This is a genomic window from Microcoleus sp. FACHB-68, from assembly GCF_014695715.1.
Lineage (GTDB): Bacteria > Cyanobacteriota > Cyanobacteriia > Cyanobacteriales > Oscillatoriaceae > FACHB-68.
The window spans coordinates 1473125-1490493 of sequence record NZ_JACJOT010000008.1; the positions used below are offsets into that span (position 1 = coordinate 1473125).

The window sequence follows — 17369 nt, forward strand, 5'->3', positions numbered from 1 at the left end:
GAAAGCCTTTACAATTTTACAAAAATTGCAACTGTTAAACAAAATTATAGGGTGCGTGACTCACACACCCTACGACTTGTCAAGATTGCGCGGTTGATTGTTCTGGGACTTCAAAAGGCTGTCCCACCGGCACACGGGGAAGCCGGTGTTTGAAGCTGCAAAGAATCTCCCAAGAAATTGTCCCCAACATTGCCGCCCAATCATCCACGGATATCTGGTGATCACCCTCAGATCCCAGCAGCGTCACCACCTCGCCGGCTTGCAAATCAGGAATTGCACTCACATCCAGCATCAGCTGATCCATCGTAATTGCCCCAATTTGCCGCACCAGTTGCCCTCGAACCAAAACATTGATTTTATTAGAAAGATTGCGCGGCACACCGTCAGCGTAGCCAATCCCCACCACCGCAACACGCATCGGCTCACCGGCAACGAATTGATAACCATAACTCACGCCGGTTCCCGCTTCAATTGTCTTCACTTGCGTCACCCGCGCCTTCACTTGCAAAACCGGCTTCAATTCCACCACCTGCCGCAAATGCTCAGCCGGATAAAGCCCGTAAATTGCCAAGCCCACGCGCACCATGTCATAGTGCAAAGCAGGATCAGTTAACGTGGCCGCCGAATTTGCCAAATGCAGTTTAGGCAACTGAATGCCGGCATTTTGAAGTTCCGCAAGTGCCTCTTGAAACCGGCTGTGCTGCTGCTGCATCACCGTTGGATCAACACTGTCAGCCGTGGCAAAATGGGAATAAATGCTGGCAATCTTCAGATTTGGGCAGCGAGACACCAGCTGGACAAACTCAACTGCTTGCTGCCAAGGTGCCCCCAGTCGTGACATCCCCGTATCCAGCTTTAAATGCACCGGCAGCGATCGTTCACTGGCACTCAACGTCTCAGAAAATACCAGCGCTTGCTTCGGGGTGCACACAGTCGGTTGCAAGCGCCAGCGCACCAGCGCCCGAATTTGCTCAGGGGTATTGGTTGCCCCCAAAACCAACACCGGCGCTTGTATCCCGTTCTCACGTAGCTCAATTCCCTCCGGGATCGTAGCCACCCCCAGCCAACGCGCACCGGCAGCCAATACCGTCTGCGCCACAACCACCGCCCCATGCCCGTAAGCATCTGCCTTCACCACCGCCATCAAATTTGTTTGGGGAGACAAAAACCGGCATAATTGCTGGACATTGTGGGCAAGCGCCGGCAAGTCAATTTCTACCCACGCCCGATCACAACGCATTGACGCAAGACTTGGAGTTTTATCCCAGCTCAGCATTTCAACTCACTCCTGGTTTCACACACCACTATGAACTATAGACCTACCCATTCCTCCGGATAGCTACAGTTTTGGATAACCTATCAAAAAAGAGCGGTTCCTTCCACTGCCGGAGGAAGGGGAGAATGAAAGAGGAGGAAAAGAGGAGAGGGCATTCTTCGCATAACACCCCCACTGGGGCATGAAGCGTTGAGGGCTTGTCTGAATTCTTCCTGTTTAATTCTGTATTTTTAATTCTTCTGTTGGGGCTAAAGGTTAAGTTCTACCAATCGTCCCAGCAAGTGTGAGGAATAAGCAGTTAAAACAAATGGCTCAGGGCCGAGCAGAGAATGCCACACAATGATGACAGTGATTTTACAGAAAAGGCTTGTAGAAATAGCTGGGTTAAACAGTTGGGTGATCAGGGCACTCTACACCTGTAAACGTTTATCAATGATTATTCAGCCTTCAGTGGCTAGCAGCCCGACAGGTAAGTGCAGGAGAGTGACAAGATGAGCCTACGCCGTAAGACACTGTCAATCGTTGGCGTGACGCTTGTCGGCTTGGTTGGCGTGCTGTATGCCACGTGTTCCACCATCTTGCTGGGCAGCATGAAGCAAGCCGAGGAGGAAAACACCCGCCAAACTGTTAAGGGCGTCCTGAGTGTTTTTGCTCAAACCCAAGATGATTTTAATAGCCGCTTTGCCGATTGGTCGGCGTGGGATGATACTTACACCTTTATAGAGGACGCGAACCCAGAATATATTAAAGCGAACTTAGTGCCAGAAACACTGGCCAACTTAAAGATCAATCTCGCTTTGTTTATCAACACCTCTGGCGAGATAGTCTTTGGCACCGGCTTCGATATCAAAAACCAAAAAACCACACCGATTCCGGAAGCATTACGCACGCACCTGACTCCCACAGACCGGCTTTTGACACACCCTGATCCAGACAGCAGCCTGGTGGGAATTATCATGCTGCCTGAAGGGCCAATGCTGATTATCTCCCGGCCCATTGTCACCACCCAAGGAACCGGCCCGATTGTGGGTAGCCTGATTTTTGGCCGTTACTTAGATGTCTCTCAAGTTGAGAAATTAGAGCGGATCGTGCGATTGCCGCTAACGGTGCACCGCGTTAGGGACACGAAACTGCCGCCTGAGTTTCAGGCAGTGCGAGAAGAATTGTTAAAGGTTAGCGCTTTGAAGGCCGGCTTAGAGCCGGCATCTGCGGTTAATCGCGCCAATTCACCGGCTCAACCTACCCCGACAGCGGAAAAGAACCGAGAATCAATCCCCGTTCATGTCGAGCCTTTAAGCGAAGATATTATTGCCGGTTACACCCTGATTCGGGACATCTACGATCAGCCGGCGCTACTATTGCGAGTGGATATTCCCAGAGAAATCTACAAGCAAGGTCAGAAAAACTTAGACTATCTGTTGATCGCCCTATCCGTTGTGGGCTTAGGGTTTGGCGGTTGCACCATTCTGCTTCTAGAGCGATTGGTTCTATCTCGCCTAGCACATCTTACACAGGATGTCAGCCGCATTGGTGAGTGCAGTGATCTTTCACTGCGGTTGTCGGTGATTGGCAAAGATGAGCTGTCAATCCTGGGACACACGATTAATAAGATGCTGGCAGCTTTACAACAAGCTCAGAACCAGCAGCAAGAAAGCGAAGAACGCCATCGCGCAGTGGTTGAGCAATCTTCAGAAGGAATTTGCTTAATAGACGTAAATACTTACCGCATCTTGGAAGCCAATCAAGCGTTTGTTAATCTTCTAGGTTACTCGCCGGCAGAGATTCTCAACCTAAACTTGTACGATATCGGCGTCTCCGATAACAAGAATCTTGATCGCCACGTTGAACGGATTTTGGCAGCAAAAGACCAAACAATTGGTGAACAACTCTACCGCCGGCAGGATGGTTCACTCATCGAGGTAGAAGTTAGCGCCAACTCGATTTCTTATGGAGGTCGAAAAGTCTTATGTGCAGTTGTGCGGGACATTACAGAGCGAAAACAAGCCGAGAAGGCATTGCAACAAAGCCAGGAACGGCTTCGCAAACAAGATCAAGTGCTGGTAGAACTGGCAAAAAGTCGCAGTCTGATTCAAGGCGATTTGCAATCGGTGTGCCGGCAAGTCACGGAAACTGCCGCAATCACCCTAGAGGTTGATCGGGTGAGTGTGTGGCTGTACAACGAAGATCGTTCCATGCTTCATTGCTTCGATCTTTATGAATTGAATGCCAACCGGCATACTTTAGATGATGATTTGGCAGCGGTCGATTATCCCATCTACTTTAAAGCTTTAGAACAAGAGCGGACGCTGGTAGTGAGAGATGTGCGAACCGATGCCAGAACCCTTGAGTTTAACTCTTCCTACATGAACCCCCTGAATGTCGTGGCGCTGATCGATGCGCCGATCCGCGTCGGGGGTCAAATTGTGGGGGTTGTGTGTCACGAACAAACCGACAACCCGCGCGATTGGACATTGGATGAGCAAAACTTTGCCGGCTCGATCGCGGATTTAGTTTCCTTAAGTTTAGAAGCGCGAGATCGCCACCGGGTAGAGGCCGCATTGGGCCAAGCGGAAGAGAAATATCGCATGATCTTTGAGAATGCAATTGAAGGCATTTTCCAGACCACGCCACAGGGGAAATATCTTAGCGCAAATCCCGCGCTGGCTCGCATTTATGGATATGCTTCCCCGGAAGAACTTATGAATAATTTAACGAATATATCCGCACAACTTTACGTTCACCCTAGCCGGCGTGCCGAGTTTATTGAGGCAATGCACAGCAACGATGCAGTGTCAAATTTTGAATCTCAAACTTATCGCAAAGATGGCAGCATTATTTGGGTGTCGGAAAATGCCCGTGTGGTGCGTGACGGGCAAGGTGAACTGCTTTACTATGAAGGCACCGTTGAAGACATTACAAAGCGTAAGGTAGTAGAAGAAGCGCTGCGCTACCAGCAAGAACAATCTGAGCGTCTGCTCCTCAATATTTTGCCAGAGTCGATTGCAGAGCGGTTAAAACAGGAGGAAGGCACAATTGCCGACAGTTTCGCTGAGGTTACTGTTTTGTTTGCCGATATTGTTGGCTTTACGGAACTTTCTAGCCATATTTCTCCCACGGAACTGGTCAACTTGCTGAATCAAATCTTCTCAGCGTTTGACCGGCTTGCCCAGACGTACGAGTTGGAGAAGATTAAAACGATTGGCGATGCTTATATGGTTGTGGGTGGACTGCCGGTGCCTCGCGCGGATCATGCGGAGGCGATTGCGGAAATGGCCATTGCTATGCAAAAAGCAATTGCTCTGTTTAATGATGCCACCCATCAACCGCTGAGTATCCGGATCGGCATTAATACCGGCCCTGTGGTTGCCGGTGTGATTGGTCTTAAAAAATTCATCTACGATCTATGGGGTGACACGGTTAATGTTGCGAGTCGGATGGAATCTCAAGGTCTTGCCGACACGATTCAAGTGACTTCAACAACTTATGAGCTATTGCGACATAAGTATTCGTTTGAGGAACGGGGTGCAGTCGAAGTGAAAGGCAAGGGAAAGATGACGACGTATTTACTCATCGGCAGAATTTAAGCCGGTTGAGTTGTCAGGGTGCTGAAGGAATCTCTCTCATTTTTCCTATTTTATTGGAGCTTTTTTAGATGAGATGCGGCTGTGCCGGCCAGCCTTAACACCCAACTTAAATAACAAATAAATTTTAGTACCCAATCATTATTTTTTTATGAACCAACTTAAATTTTTTAAAAAGTTCAAACTTCGCTTTTACCTTCTTGCTATCATCCTGGTTGTTTTTTTAATTACTTTCCCTTGGCAGCAGTTTCATCAAGTAAAGGAATCGCAAATCGCTACAGTTGCAAAAGAGGTGGTAAAAACCACGGTTGTTCCTGAACCTGTTCAGCCAATTCCACTGTACATCAAACTAAATAATAAAAAAGTTGTTCTGGGAGATAAACTCTTCCATGACCCGCAGCTTTCTCACAATAATACGATTTCCTGTGCAAGTTGCCACAGTTTGAAAACAGGAGGCGTGGATCGCTCACCCTTTTCTTTTGGCATCAACGGTGCAGTCGGTTTTTTCAATGCTCCTACAGTTTATAACAGCGGATTCAATTTTAAACAAAACTGGGATGGGCGTTCTGATACTTTAGAAGCTCAGATTGATAGCACCGTTCCAAATCCGATCAGCATGGGCGCGACTTGGCCAGAAATTGTTAAAAAACTGAAGAAATCTCCAGAGTATGTTAAAGTTTTTAACGATTTGTACTCGAATGGCATTACCGGCGACAACATCAAAGATGCCATTGCAACTTTCGAGCGGTCTTTATATACGCCTAATTCCCGGTTTGATAAGTTTTTGAGAGGAGATAAAAATGCTATTACCGAAGAAGAAAAAGAAGGCTATCGCATTTTTAAAGACTATGGCTGTGTGAGCTGTCACCAAGGCGTTAACTTGGGGGGAAATTTATTTCAGAAATTTGGCATCATCAGCGACCCCTTTGCCGGTCGAGATGTCAAGAAAGCCGATTTAGGACGCTATAATATCACCGGCAATGAGGAAGATCGCTACGTTTTTAAGGTGCCGAGTCTGCGAAATATCACTCTGACACCCCCTTATTTTCACGATGGTTCAATCAAAACCATCGAAGAAGCTATTGCTGTGATGGCACAGTATCAATTAGGACGCCAGCTATCACCCAAACAGCTCGATTTGATGAGCAAGTTTCTGAGAACCCTGAATGGTGAATATCAAGGGAATCCATTATGAGATTGACCAAGCTGCACGTTAAAATTGTGTTTGCCTTAGCAGCGGTAACGATCTTCAGCTTTTTATTGCTCAAATTTTTGTCAGTTGATTTTATAGAACACGACCGATATAACAGCAATTTAGGCCAGATAAAAGAAATTGATGCCACACTCAATAAAAATGTTTTTGAACTAAGATATGGAAATTTAAATTATTATGATCCCCTTGTCAATAGCCTAGAGAAACTTAAAATTGTGGAAAAAAAACTTGAATCAACTCCAAGTTTTATTGATAAACAGGGGCAAGTAGAACTTCAAGAAATTCTCAAAAATTATATTTTGATTCAAGATCAAAAAGAAATTTTCATAGAAGAGTTTAAATCGAAAAATGCGGTTCTAAAAAACTCTTTATATTATTTTCCCATCTTAACTACTGAAATAAGGCAACAAGCCTTTTTGGTGGATGATGAGTTAGCTATTCGTATAAATGATTTGCTGCGAGATGTCCTAATTTATAATTTAACAGCTAGCGAAGAACTTGCCCCAAAAATTAATGAGCAAATCGAAGAACTGTCAAACAATCGAGAGCAATATATATCCGTTAAGGCTGCCGATCTCGATTTGGTTATCGCTCATGTCAATATAATTTTAAAAAATAAGCCGGCGGTCGATAGATTGCTAGAAACCTTGGTATCAATGCCAACTTTTCAGCGGAGCGATGATTTATATAAAACCTACACTCGCCAGTATGAGAAAGCTTTAGAAACGGTTGGAATTTACCGGGTTTTGCTGTATATATTTTCTATTGTGTTAATTAGCAGCATTTCCGCTTACATCATTCTAAAACTAAGAAGAGCAAGCCAGGTAGTTAATGCGGCCAAAGAAAAACTGCAACAAGCATTAGAAGCAACACAGGAAGCTGAAGAAAAATATCGCAGCATCTTTGAAAATTCAACAGATGGAATCTTTCAAACAACCGCCGAAGGACAATATCTCAATGCTAATCCCACCTTAGCTTACATTTATGGCTATTCATCGCCGGCAGAACTCATCGACACTGTCACCAACATTAGTAAGCAACTTTACGTTAACCCCAACCGGCGAGCCGAGTTTGTTGCTGCCCTACAGAAAAACGATTCAATCTCGCAATTTGAATCTCAAGTTTATTGCAAAGATGGCAGTATTATTTGGATTTCTGAAAATGCCCGTACCGTTAAAGATATTGCCGGCAACCTCCTTTACTACGAAGGCACGGTTGAAGACATTACCGAACGTAAGCGAGTGCAAGCAACCCTGCAAGAAAGTGAAAACCGCCTGCGGATGCAGCAAACCGCGCTCATGGAACTGGCGATGTGCCAGCCACTTTACAGCGGCGAATTGAATGCGGCATTGCCGGAGATTACCAAAACCGCAGCACACACTTTGAGCGTAGCACGAACCAGTGTGTGGCTTTACAGTGAAGACAAATCAGCCTTGCACTGCCTCGATCTGTACGAACTTAATCACTCCCAGCATTCCTTTGGAACTGAGCTGTATGCTGTTGATTATCCGGCTTATTTTAAGGCATTAGAAACTTACCGCGCCATCGCCGCGCATGACGCCCACAAAGACTCACGCACCAAAGAGTTTTCTGCATCCTATTCAACTCCCTTGGGAATTAACTCGATGCTAGATGTGCCCATTCGTCTCGGTGGGCAAACTGTAGGCGTGCTGTGTTTGGAACACGTAGGACCGGCTCGAAAATGGGCGCTAGAAGAACAGAACTTCACCAGTTACTTAGCTTACATGACTTCTCTGGCAATGGAATCGTGTGATCGCAAACGAGCACAAGAAGCACTGCGAGAAGAACAAGAAAAAGTTGAGCGCCTGCTTCTCAATATTTTGCCCCAACCGATTGCAGAACGCCTCAAACAAGAAACCGGCTCTATTGCCGACAGCTTTGAGGAAGTCACTGTCCTGTTTGCTGATATTGTAGGTTTTACTCAGCTTTCTGCCACCATTTCTCCTACCCAACTTGTCGAGTTACTGAATGAAATCTTTTCAACCTTTGACCAGCTAGCAGAACGGCACGATTTAGAAAAGATCAAGACCATAGGAGATGCCTATATGGTGGTCGGCGGTCTTCCTATGCCTCGTTCAGATCATGCACACGCGATCGCAGAAATGGCGATGGATATGCAACGAGAAGTTGCCAAGTTTAGTGTAAAAAATGGCCAACCTTTTAACATTCGCATTGGGATCAATACCGGCCCTGTGGTTGCCGGCGTCATCGGACTCAAAAAATTCATTTACGATCTCTGGGGAGATACGGTCAACACAGCTAGCCGCATGGAATCTCACGGCATTGCCGGTGCTATTCAAGTTACACAGAAAACCTACCAGTTATTACAAAATCAGTATAAATTTGAGCAACGGGGCCTCATTGAGGTAAAAGGTAAAGGGGAAATGGAAGTTTATCTACTCACCGGCAGAAAAGGAAAAGGCTAGGGGTGTTTGAAACAGGGGGAGAGAGGGAGAGGTGAATACATATATGTGTTCCCTCATATCTAGATGACAAGCGAGAAAAGTTAACAAATGATTGATTAAAATTCCCAAGAACAATTAGCGATTAGCTCTTTAAAAAATGTCATTGAGAAATCTCACCAGCCGGGTTTCAAAACGTACTAAAAAAATACCTCTTCGCCATGTCCTCGTCGTGCCGTTCGTCATTGAAATCTTCGTGGCAGTGGGATTAACCGGCTGGCTGTCTTTACGCAACGGGCAAAAAGCCGTGAATGACGTTGCCACCGAATTACGCAACGAAATTACTGCCCGCATTCAACTGCAACTTCAAACCTTTTTAACAACTCCCCATCTCGTCAATCAAATTAACGCGGATGCGATTCGCCTCGGTCACTTAAAAATAGACGACTTGCAGACTTTTGAGCGCCATTTCTGGCAGCAAATGCAGTTATTCGACTCAGTCAGTGCGATTTCTCTGGGCACTGCAACCGGAGAATATATTGGTGTGGAAAGTGCAGATGATGGCAGTTTGCGAATTGCTATTACCGACCGCACCACCAACGGAGATGGCTATCAATATGCCACTGACGCATTAGGAAATCGAACCCAATTAGTCAAAATTAATCCAAACTACGATCCGCGAAAACGACCGTGGTATATCGCCGCTCAACAAGCCGGAAAGCCGACTTGGAGTGAAATTTACTCAGTTTTTGCGGAGCCGAAGTTGACCATTACTGCCGGCCAACCTATCTACGACAACATCGGCAGCTTGAAAGGCGTTGTAATCACCGATCTTATTGTCTCACAAATCGATGAATTTCTTCGCAGTTTAAAAATTGGTGAAACCGGAGAAACGTTCATCATAGAACGCTCTGGAATGCTTGTTGCTTCTTCAACGTTTGAGAAGCCATTCACGATGAGCAAAAAAGGCACAATCCGGCGTCAAGCTTCAGAAATGAACGATCCCCTGATTCGTGCCACAACAAAACACCTCAAAGAATTAACAGAACAGTTAACCCAAATAGACCGCAATTGTCAAACTATTAACTGCACAATTTCTACAACTTTTAACCTTAAAGGCGAGCGGCAATTCGTGCAAATCACGCCTCTGGGACGGGGAAGATGGGGAGAGAGGGAGAGAGGAAAAAGTGCAAAATTGTTAAATGCCGGCTCAACAAACACGCTTTTTCAAGATCCTCCAGACTGGCTAATTGTTGTTGTCATTCCCGAAGCCGATTTCATGGCACAGATCGAAGCCAATACGCGTTCTACGATTTTGCTGTGTACGGCAGCCTTATTTATCGCCATCTTGCTAGGGTTGCTGACTTCGCGCTGGATTGTCCGGCCTATTCTCCGGTTGAATGCTGCTGCTGTTGCTCTCTCTGAAGGAAACTGGAACCAGATCGTGCCGGTGGAACGCGAAGATGAATTGGGAATGCTGGCGCACACGTTTAACGAGATGACAGGACAACTGCGCCTGCTGTATGGCGATTTAGAAGCAAATGTGGTGGAATTGATGCAGGCGCAAAAATCCCTGCAACGCAATGAAGCGAAGTATCGGGAACTTGTCGAGAACGCCAACAGCATCATTTTGCGCCTAGATACCGAAGGCAATATCACCTTTTTTAACGAATTCGCTCAAAGCTTTTTCGGCTACACAGAAGCGGAAATTATCGGTTGCAAAGCCATCGGGACGATTGTTCCCCAGACTGATTCAGCCGGATCTGATCTCGTTGCAATGCTCAGGGATATCCTGCAACACCCAGAACTTTACAAGCTGAATGAGAATGAAAACATCCGGCGCAATGGTGAGCGCGTTTGGGTGGCTTGGACAACTAAAGCCTTGCGGGATGCAAAGGGTAACTTCACCGGCATCCTCTGCATTGGTGGTGATATTAGCGATCGCAAACGCGCAGAAAATGAACTGCACAAGGAAAGACGCTATTTGGCTGCGTTGGTGGAAGTACAAAGCCGGCTGCTGGCGTTTCAGGGCAACGGCAACTGCTATACAGAAATTCTAGAACCTTTAGGACAAGCCTCAAGGGCGAGCCGCGTTTATTTGTTTGAAAATCACTACGACGAAGCCGATCGTTTGCTAACAAGTCAGCGTGCCGAATGGTGTGCGCCGGCTATCCAACCAGAAATTGACAACCCCACTTTGCAAAACCTTTCCTATAATGATTTCTTTCCCCGCTGGCCGGAAATTTTATCTAGAGGGGAAGCGGTTGCCGGCAATGTCAGTGAATTTCCTGCAAATGAGCGTCAAATTTTAGAATCCCAAGGCATTCTTTCCCTGTTAATTTTGCCTCTGATTGTGAATGCGGAATTTTTCGGTTTTATCGGCTTTGATAACTGTAAAGAAGCCGTTGTTTGGCAACCGTCAGAAGTCGCTTTACTGCGGGCGGCGGCGGCGGCAATTGCACTGCACAAAGAGCGCCTTCTTGCACAAGATGCTCTGCAAAAAGCCAAGGAGAATTTAGAAATTCGAGTTTTGGAACGAACTGCCCAATTACGGGAAAGTGAAGACCGATTTCGTAAATTGTCTGAGGCGACGTTTGAAGGAATTGTTGTGGGCGAAGGCGGAAAGATTGCAGATGCGAATGAAGCGTTTGCCCGGATGTTTGGCTGCGAATCGAGTGAAAAAATTGGAGCGGATGTCCTAGAATATATCGCCCCGGAAAATCGATCAAATGTGCGGCAAAATATGCTGGTCGGCAATGAAAATCCCTATGAAGCAATTGGCTTGAGAAAGGACGGATCGAGGTTTCCAATTGAGATTCAAGCAAAGGTAATTCCTTACCAGGGAGAGCAGGTGAGGGTGGTTGCAATTCGGGATATCACAGAGCGCAAACAAGCTGAAGTTGCGCTGCGAGAGTCGGAGGAAAAGTTTTCCACTGCTTTTCGGCAAAGCCCTAATTCAATTACGATTTCTACGTTTCCAGATGGGCATTTGATCGATGTGAGTGATGGTTTTTCAGACATTACGCAGTATAGCCGGCTAGAAGTGCTCGGTCGCACGACAGAATCATTGAACTTGTGGGTAAATTCAGAGGATCGTATCCAAATTCAGCAGCAGATTCAAAGATTGGGAAGCCTTCGCAATCAGGAAGTTTTATTTCGCAAAAAGTCAGGCGAGGTACTTGTCGGGTTATTATCGGCTGAAATTATTTATTTGGGTGGGGTGCGCTGTATCCTTACAGTAACAAGTGATATTACAGAACGCAAACGGGCGCAAGAGGCACTGGCAAGGGCGCTACAGGAACAGCAGAGCATTTTTGAGGCGCAGTTAGATATTATTTTTGTGTTTGATTTGAATCTGAATCTTATTAAATGGAACCACCGCACGGAGGTTGTTACGGGGCTTTCGCCGGCTGAGCTTCAAAACCGGCCTGCTTTGGCTTTTTTCCCAGAATCAGAACGAGAAATCATCGCGCAAGCCATTCAATTAGCTTTGGAAGAACGATCAGAAGGTTCTTGGACGGAGGGGCATTTGATCGGTAAAGATGGGGTTTTGTTAGACTACCAATTTACCGGGGTGCCGCTGAAGGATGAAAAGGGAAATACTATCGGTTTTACGGGTGCCGGTAGAGATATCACAGAATCGAACAAAGCGGCAGCGATCTTGCGTGCTGAACAGGAAAATTCCGAGCGTTTGTTGCTGAATATTTTACCCAAAGCTATCGCAGAGCGGTTGAAATTGCAAACCGGCCCGATTGCAGAAAGTTTTCCAGAAAGCACGGTTCTTTTTGCTGATATTGTTGGGTTTACCGAGCTTTCTTCCCAGATTTCTCCAAGAGAATTAGTTAATTTGCTCAATCAGATTTTTTCCAGATTCGATCAACTGGCAGATCGGCACGATTTGGAAAAGATAAAGACAATTGGGGATGCTTATATGGTTGTGGGAGGATTGCCGGTGCCTCGACTCTCTCACGCTGAAGCGATTGCCGATATGGCTCTGGATATGCAGCAAGAAATTCGTCATTTTTGCCGGGAAACTAACTTATCTGTTAATATCCGCATTGGCATCAATTCCGGGCCGGTTGTTGCAGGGGTAATTGGTCTTAAAAAGTTCATTTATGATTTATGGGGTGATACTGTAAATACCGCAAGCAGAATGGAATCTCACGGGATTCCGGGTGCGATTCAAGTTAGCGCGACAACTTATCAACTTTTACAGCATAAGTATCAATTTGAGAATCGCGGTATGATTTCTGTGAAGGGGAAGGGAGAGATGATGACTTATTTGCTTCTCGAAAAAAAAGCTACCTTGGATTAAATTTAAGAAAATTAAAATCTTAACGGGTTAAGGATTTATTATTCTGTAGCAGGAGGAAAACCGAGCAACACCAGACGGATGAGCTGATAGCAGTGAAGTAAGTTATTTTTCTCTTAAAAAATATTTTTTGCTCACGCTTCATAACAATTTTAAACTTGAGCTTTTGGCGTGTAAGTTCCTGGTAAAATTTTAAACGGTTCTAAAAAGATCAGGACGTAACCTGTGTCTTCTGCCGGCTGCATTTACGGCGTCTTTGTTTATTTATACCCAGAAAACTTTAAATAAAAGAAGAGTTTCTAAAATTTTGTTAAACTTTCCTCATTTTATCAAGTTTTATCAAAATTTATATGTAGTTATATCAAATTCATGGCAGTTAATAGTCACACCTAAAGAGCGGAAACTGTGATCATGTCAACAATCTTTCACAAGCCAACCACTCTGCAAACCAGTCTTTTAGGAATGATTCTCGTTTTTATTATTCCTTTTACTGTAGTCGTGTATCAACTAATTGCAGAAATTAATGTAGGAATTGAATTTGCCGGTAAGGAAAAAAAGGGAGTGCAATATAATTTTTATCTCAGAAAAACACTAGAACCTCTGATTCTGCATCGTAGCCTAACGAAAGCTTACTTAACCGGCAATGAATCTTGTCAAGAAATGATAGGTGTTTTGCACTATCAAATTGAAGAAAATATAAAAGTCATAGATACGCTTAATTCACAAATGGGGGCAACACTTGACACAACTCAGGAATGGATAGCTTTTAAGAAAAGATGGCAGTCAGTTAAAAACAATGCACTGAAATTGCCTGCTCAAAAAAGTTTTGAAGCACAAACCGCATTAATTGCCGATCTACTTTCTCTAATGGCGCACGTAGGCGATACATCCAATCTCATCCTCGATCCTGTGCTTGAGAGTTATTATCTGATGGATGCTGCGGTTAACCAGTTGCCCTCTTCGGTAGAAAATACAGCTCAAGCAAAAGATTTGGGTTCGCAGATAGTGAGCCGGCAGCAGATGAATGCGGATGAAAAAGCGCAGTTAATCATTCTCTCTAGCTTGATTAAAGCGTCGAAAGATGAAATTCACAGAGGTTTGGGAGTTTCTTTCACTCAAAATCCTCAACTTAAATCTTCCATAGAAACTTATGCCAAAGAAAGCTTGGGTGCCACGAATGATTTTCTAGAAGTCATTAATAAAAAAATCATCAATCCTGAAAAAGTGGAGATTAAATCTGTAGAATATACGGAGGCCGGCACACAAATAATTACGGCTCAATTTAAGCTTTATGATGTAGTATCTCCTGCCTTAGAAAAATTGTTGGAAGACCGCATCAATAAGTTTTCTTTTAAAAAAAATATTGTACTCGTATTTGCTGTAATAGTACTGGCCACAGTTTGTTATATCTTTGGAGCATTTGCTCGTAATCTTGCCAAACGCAAACAGGCAGAGCAAGCACTTCAAGAAGCAGAAAAGAAATATCGTAAAATTTTTGAAAACGCCACTGAAGGCATATTTCAAACGACGCCCAGCGGACACCATATTAGTGCAAATCCGGCACTGGCACGCATTTATGGTTATTCTTCTCCTGAAGAATTGATAGTGGAATTACGCGACATTGCACGGCAGCTTTACGTCCAGCCTCAGCGCCGTGCAGAGTTCATTGCCGCAATGGAAGAGAACGAGTCCTTATCGGGATTTGAATCTGAAATCTATCGCAAAGATGGCAGCATCATCTGGATTTCTGAGAATGCCAGGGCGGTTCGCAATTCCCAGCGTGAGCTAATTTATTACGAAGGTACAGTTGAAGATATTACGGCTCGCAAAGAGACTGAAGAAGCGCTACGCTATCAACAAGAACAATCGGAACGCTTGCTTCTCAATATATTGCCAGAAGCCATTGCACATCGTTTAAAAAATGAGGAAAGTACCATTGCTGAAAGCTTTTCTGGGGTAACTGTTTTGTTTGCTGATATTGTTGGGTTTACCCAACTATCTGCTCGAATTTCTCCGATTGAATTGGTGAACTTGCTTAATCAAATATTTTCTATATTCGATCATCTAGCAGAAGAACACGGGTTAGAGAAAATTAAGACAATTGGGGATGCTTATATGGTGGTTGGGGGTTTGCCCTTGCCTCGAGCAGATCATGCCGAAGCTGTTGCAGATATGGCTCTTGATATGTGCCGAACCCTGGAGCGCCTGAGTATCCAAAATGACCAACCTTTAAGTATGCGAATTGGCATCAACACGGGGCCGGTTGTTGCCGGCGTTATTGGTACGAAAAAGTTCATTTATGACTTGTGGGGTGACACGGTGAATACAGCAAGTCGGATGGAATCTCACGGCGTCGCCGGCAGTATTCAAGTCACTGAAACAACCTACGAATTATTAAAAATGAAATACTTGTTTGAAGAACGGGGAGTCATTCACGTTAAAGGTAAAGGAAATATGACGACTTATTTGCTTAAAGGTAGAAAAATTCCTATTTTGTCTGATCTCATGTCATAATATTAACCACAATAGCTACTTTTTAGGAATTCGAGAACTTCTAAAATATTTCGGTGATTGCAACCGCTAAGGGAGGGTTTAAACTATTTAAATGTTTCAGAGGAATTTGTAAAATTGATTTTCATAAAACATTTGATCAGTTCTTAACTTTCTTAATTTAACTTTACTTTACGGATTGTTCGAGGATGTCTAAATTGATGAAGAGTTCTTTTGCTTACATCTTGGGAACTTTACTTGAATTGATTTTATTACAATTCGTGATTTTAAAATCGGCCCTTGCAACAGAAATTCAGGCCGATAATAAAACACTTGAAGTTAAAAAAAGTATAAATTTATCAGCGACAAAATTTGTTAAAACTACAGAAACTCTTAAATATAATAATCATCCTTCTGAAACAACTGTTCAAGCATTGCCGGTTAACCCAACAGTAGCCGAGGCGATGGAACAAGTTACTTCGGTTTCTCAATTGTCTGATGTGCAACCAACAGACTGGGCGTTTCAGGCTTTGCAATCTCTGGTAGAACGGTATGGAGTGATCGCCGGCTACCCAGATAGCACCTTTCGCGGAAATCGAGCAATGACACGCTATGAATTTGCTGCCGCTTTAAATGCTGCACTGGAGAGCTTAGCACAAGTCATTCCTGCAAATTCTACTGACTTCGTTACTCAAGAAGATTTAGCGAAATTGCAGCAATTACAAGCAGAATTTTCTGCTGAACTCGCAAGCATTCGGGGACGTGTGGATGCTTTAGAAATTCGCAGCGCTGAACTCGAAGCCAATCAATTTTCCACCACCACAAAACTCAATGGTTTTGCTTGGTTTAACTTAACAGAAGCCAGGGTTGGCAGTAATGTGAAACGAGAAACCGGCAACCGGATCAATGGTGCACGAGAAATAGAAACAGTCAGTGATGCTAACACCACCTTTAGCAACTTAATCTGGCTAGAACTCACCACTTCTTTCAGCGGCAATGATGCCTTGATCACGCAACTTGCGGTGGGAAACGGGACATCTCCAGCCAATGAATTTGCCTCTGCCGGCCTTTTCAATTCTTTTGGAGTGCCTTTTACTGACGCAATTGCCGGCGTAACTGCTAACGAACTGGTTATCAAAGAATTATCTTACAGCTTTCCTGTCACTGATTCGATTCAATTGATTATCGGCCCGCAAATTGATTGGTTTCGCTATTTTGATCTCAACAATTTCACAAATTTTTTAACCGGCGCAGGCAGCTTTAACTCTGTTAATAGCACATTAGTTAACGATCCTTTACGCGGTGCCGGTGCTGTTCTTCAGTGGAATTTAAATCAGCAATTACTCCTACAGGTTGGATATCTCGCCGAGAATAACGAATTTCTTCCCGGCACTCGTCCTGCAGCCGATCCAAATAAAGGTTTTTTTGACGGCACGAATACAATTACAGCCGAATTAACGTATTCTCCCAGCGAGAATGCCAACATTCGCTTACTCTATGACCGCTATAATATTGATGCTGATAATGGAATAATTAGCACCATTAAGCCAGTGATTGGGGTACTTGATGATAGCGTTGGCGGCGGTCTTAATGATGCAACTGCCGATGTTTTTGGTTTAAACTTCGATTGGTTAGTTACACCCCAAATCGGAGTTTTTGGGAGATATACCTATCTCAGCACCCATTTAGATCCCGTGAGTTCAGAGATTGCCGGTGGAAATCTTAACGCCCAATCTCTACAAGCAGGGCTTGCTTTTCCAAATTTAGGCCGCCCCGGCGCACTGGCTACGCTCTCCTATGTCATCCCCTTTTCTATTTTAGAGGGCAGAAAATTTCTTGCATCTGGGGGTGGCGACGGTGGCGTGCAATTCGAGATCGAAGCAACTTACTATTTCCCAATCACTGATAATCTGGCGCTTGTTCCTGCTTTATATGTAATTGGAAATCCCAATAACTTTAGCGACAATCCTACCATTTTTATTGGGAATCTTAGAACACAGTTTAGCTTTTAGTTTAGCAGTATAGGGTGTGGCAACCAGAAACTCTGTCTAATAATTTCGGTTTAATACGGGAG

General features: G+C 44.5%; 7 protein-coding genes. 6 read left to right on the forward strand and 1 reads right to left on the reverse strand.

The window, feature by feature from the left end; translation table 11 throughout:
• Positions 1-79: 79 nt before the first annotated feature.
• Positions 80-1276: an alanine racemase gene (alr, locus tag H6F73_RS14780; protein WP_190759453.1), complete on the reverse strand. Its 1197-nt coding sequence runs from the start codon at positions 1274-1276 to the stop codon at positions 80-82.
• Between the two features lie 491 nt (positions 1277-1767).
• Between alr and H6F73_RS14785 the strand changes: the two genes are divergently transcribed.
• From H6F73_RS14785 to H6F73_RS14810, 6 genes are all read left to right on the forward strand, one after another.
• Positions 1768-4860 carry an adenylate/guanylate cyclase domain-containing protein gene (locus H6F73_RS14785; RefSeq protein WP_190759454.1) on the forward strand — a complete coding sequence of 1031 codons (3093 nt, stop codon included), beginning with the start codon at positions 1768-1770 and terminating at the stop codon, positions 4858-4860.
• Between the two features lie 148 nt (positions 4861-5008).
• Positions 5009-6052 (forward strand): cytochrome-c peroxidase, encoded by a 1044-nt coding sequence (locus H6F73_RS14790; protein ID WP_190759455.1) that lies wholly within the window; start codon positions 5009-5011, stop codon positions 6050-6052.
• On the forward strand, positions 6049-8517 hold the full coding sequence (locus tag H6F73_RS14795; RefSeq protein WP_190759456.1) for an adenylate/guanylate cyclase domain-containing protein: 2469 nt from the start codon (positions 6049-6051) through the stop codon (positions 8515-8517). Before H6F73_RS14790 ends, H6F73_RS14795 begins: the two co-directional genes overlap by 4 nt.
• Positions 8518-8653: 136 nt before the next feature.
• A complete protein-coding gene (locus tag H6F73_RS26610; protein ID WP_190759457.1) occupies positions 8654-12808 on the forward strand; it encodes a PAS domain S-box protein in 4155 nt (1384 codons plus the stop codon).
• A gap of 408 nt (positions 12809-13216) precedes the next feature.
• Positions 13217-15319 carry an adenylate/guanylate cyclase domain-containing protein gene (locus tag H6F73_RS14805; protein WP_242072448.1) on the forward strand — a complete coding sequence of 701 codons (2103 nt, stop codon included), beginning with the start codon at positions 13217-13219 and terminating at the stop codon, positions 15317-15319.
• 197 nt (positions 15320-15516) lie between these two features.
• The gene (locus tag H6F73_RS14810) at positions 15517-17307 is read left to right on the forward strand and encodes an iron uptake porin (protein WP_190759458.1); all 1791 of its coding nucleotides are present in this window, start codon (positions 15517-15519) and stop codon (positions 17305-17307) included.
• Positions 17308-17369 lie beyond the last annotated feature (62 nt).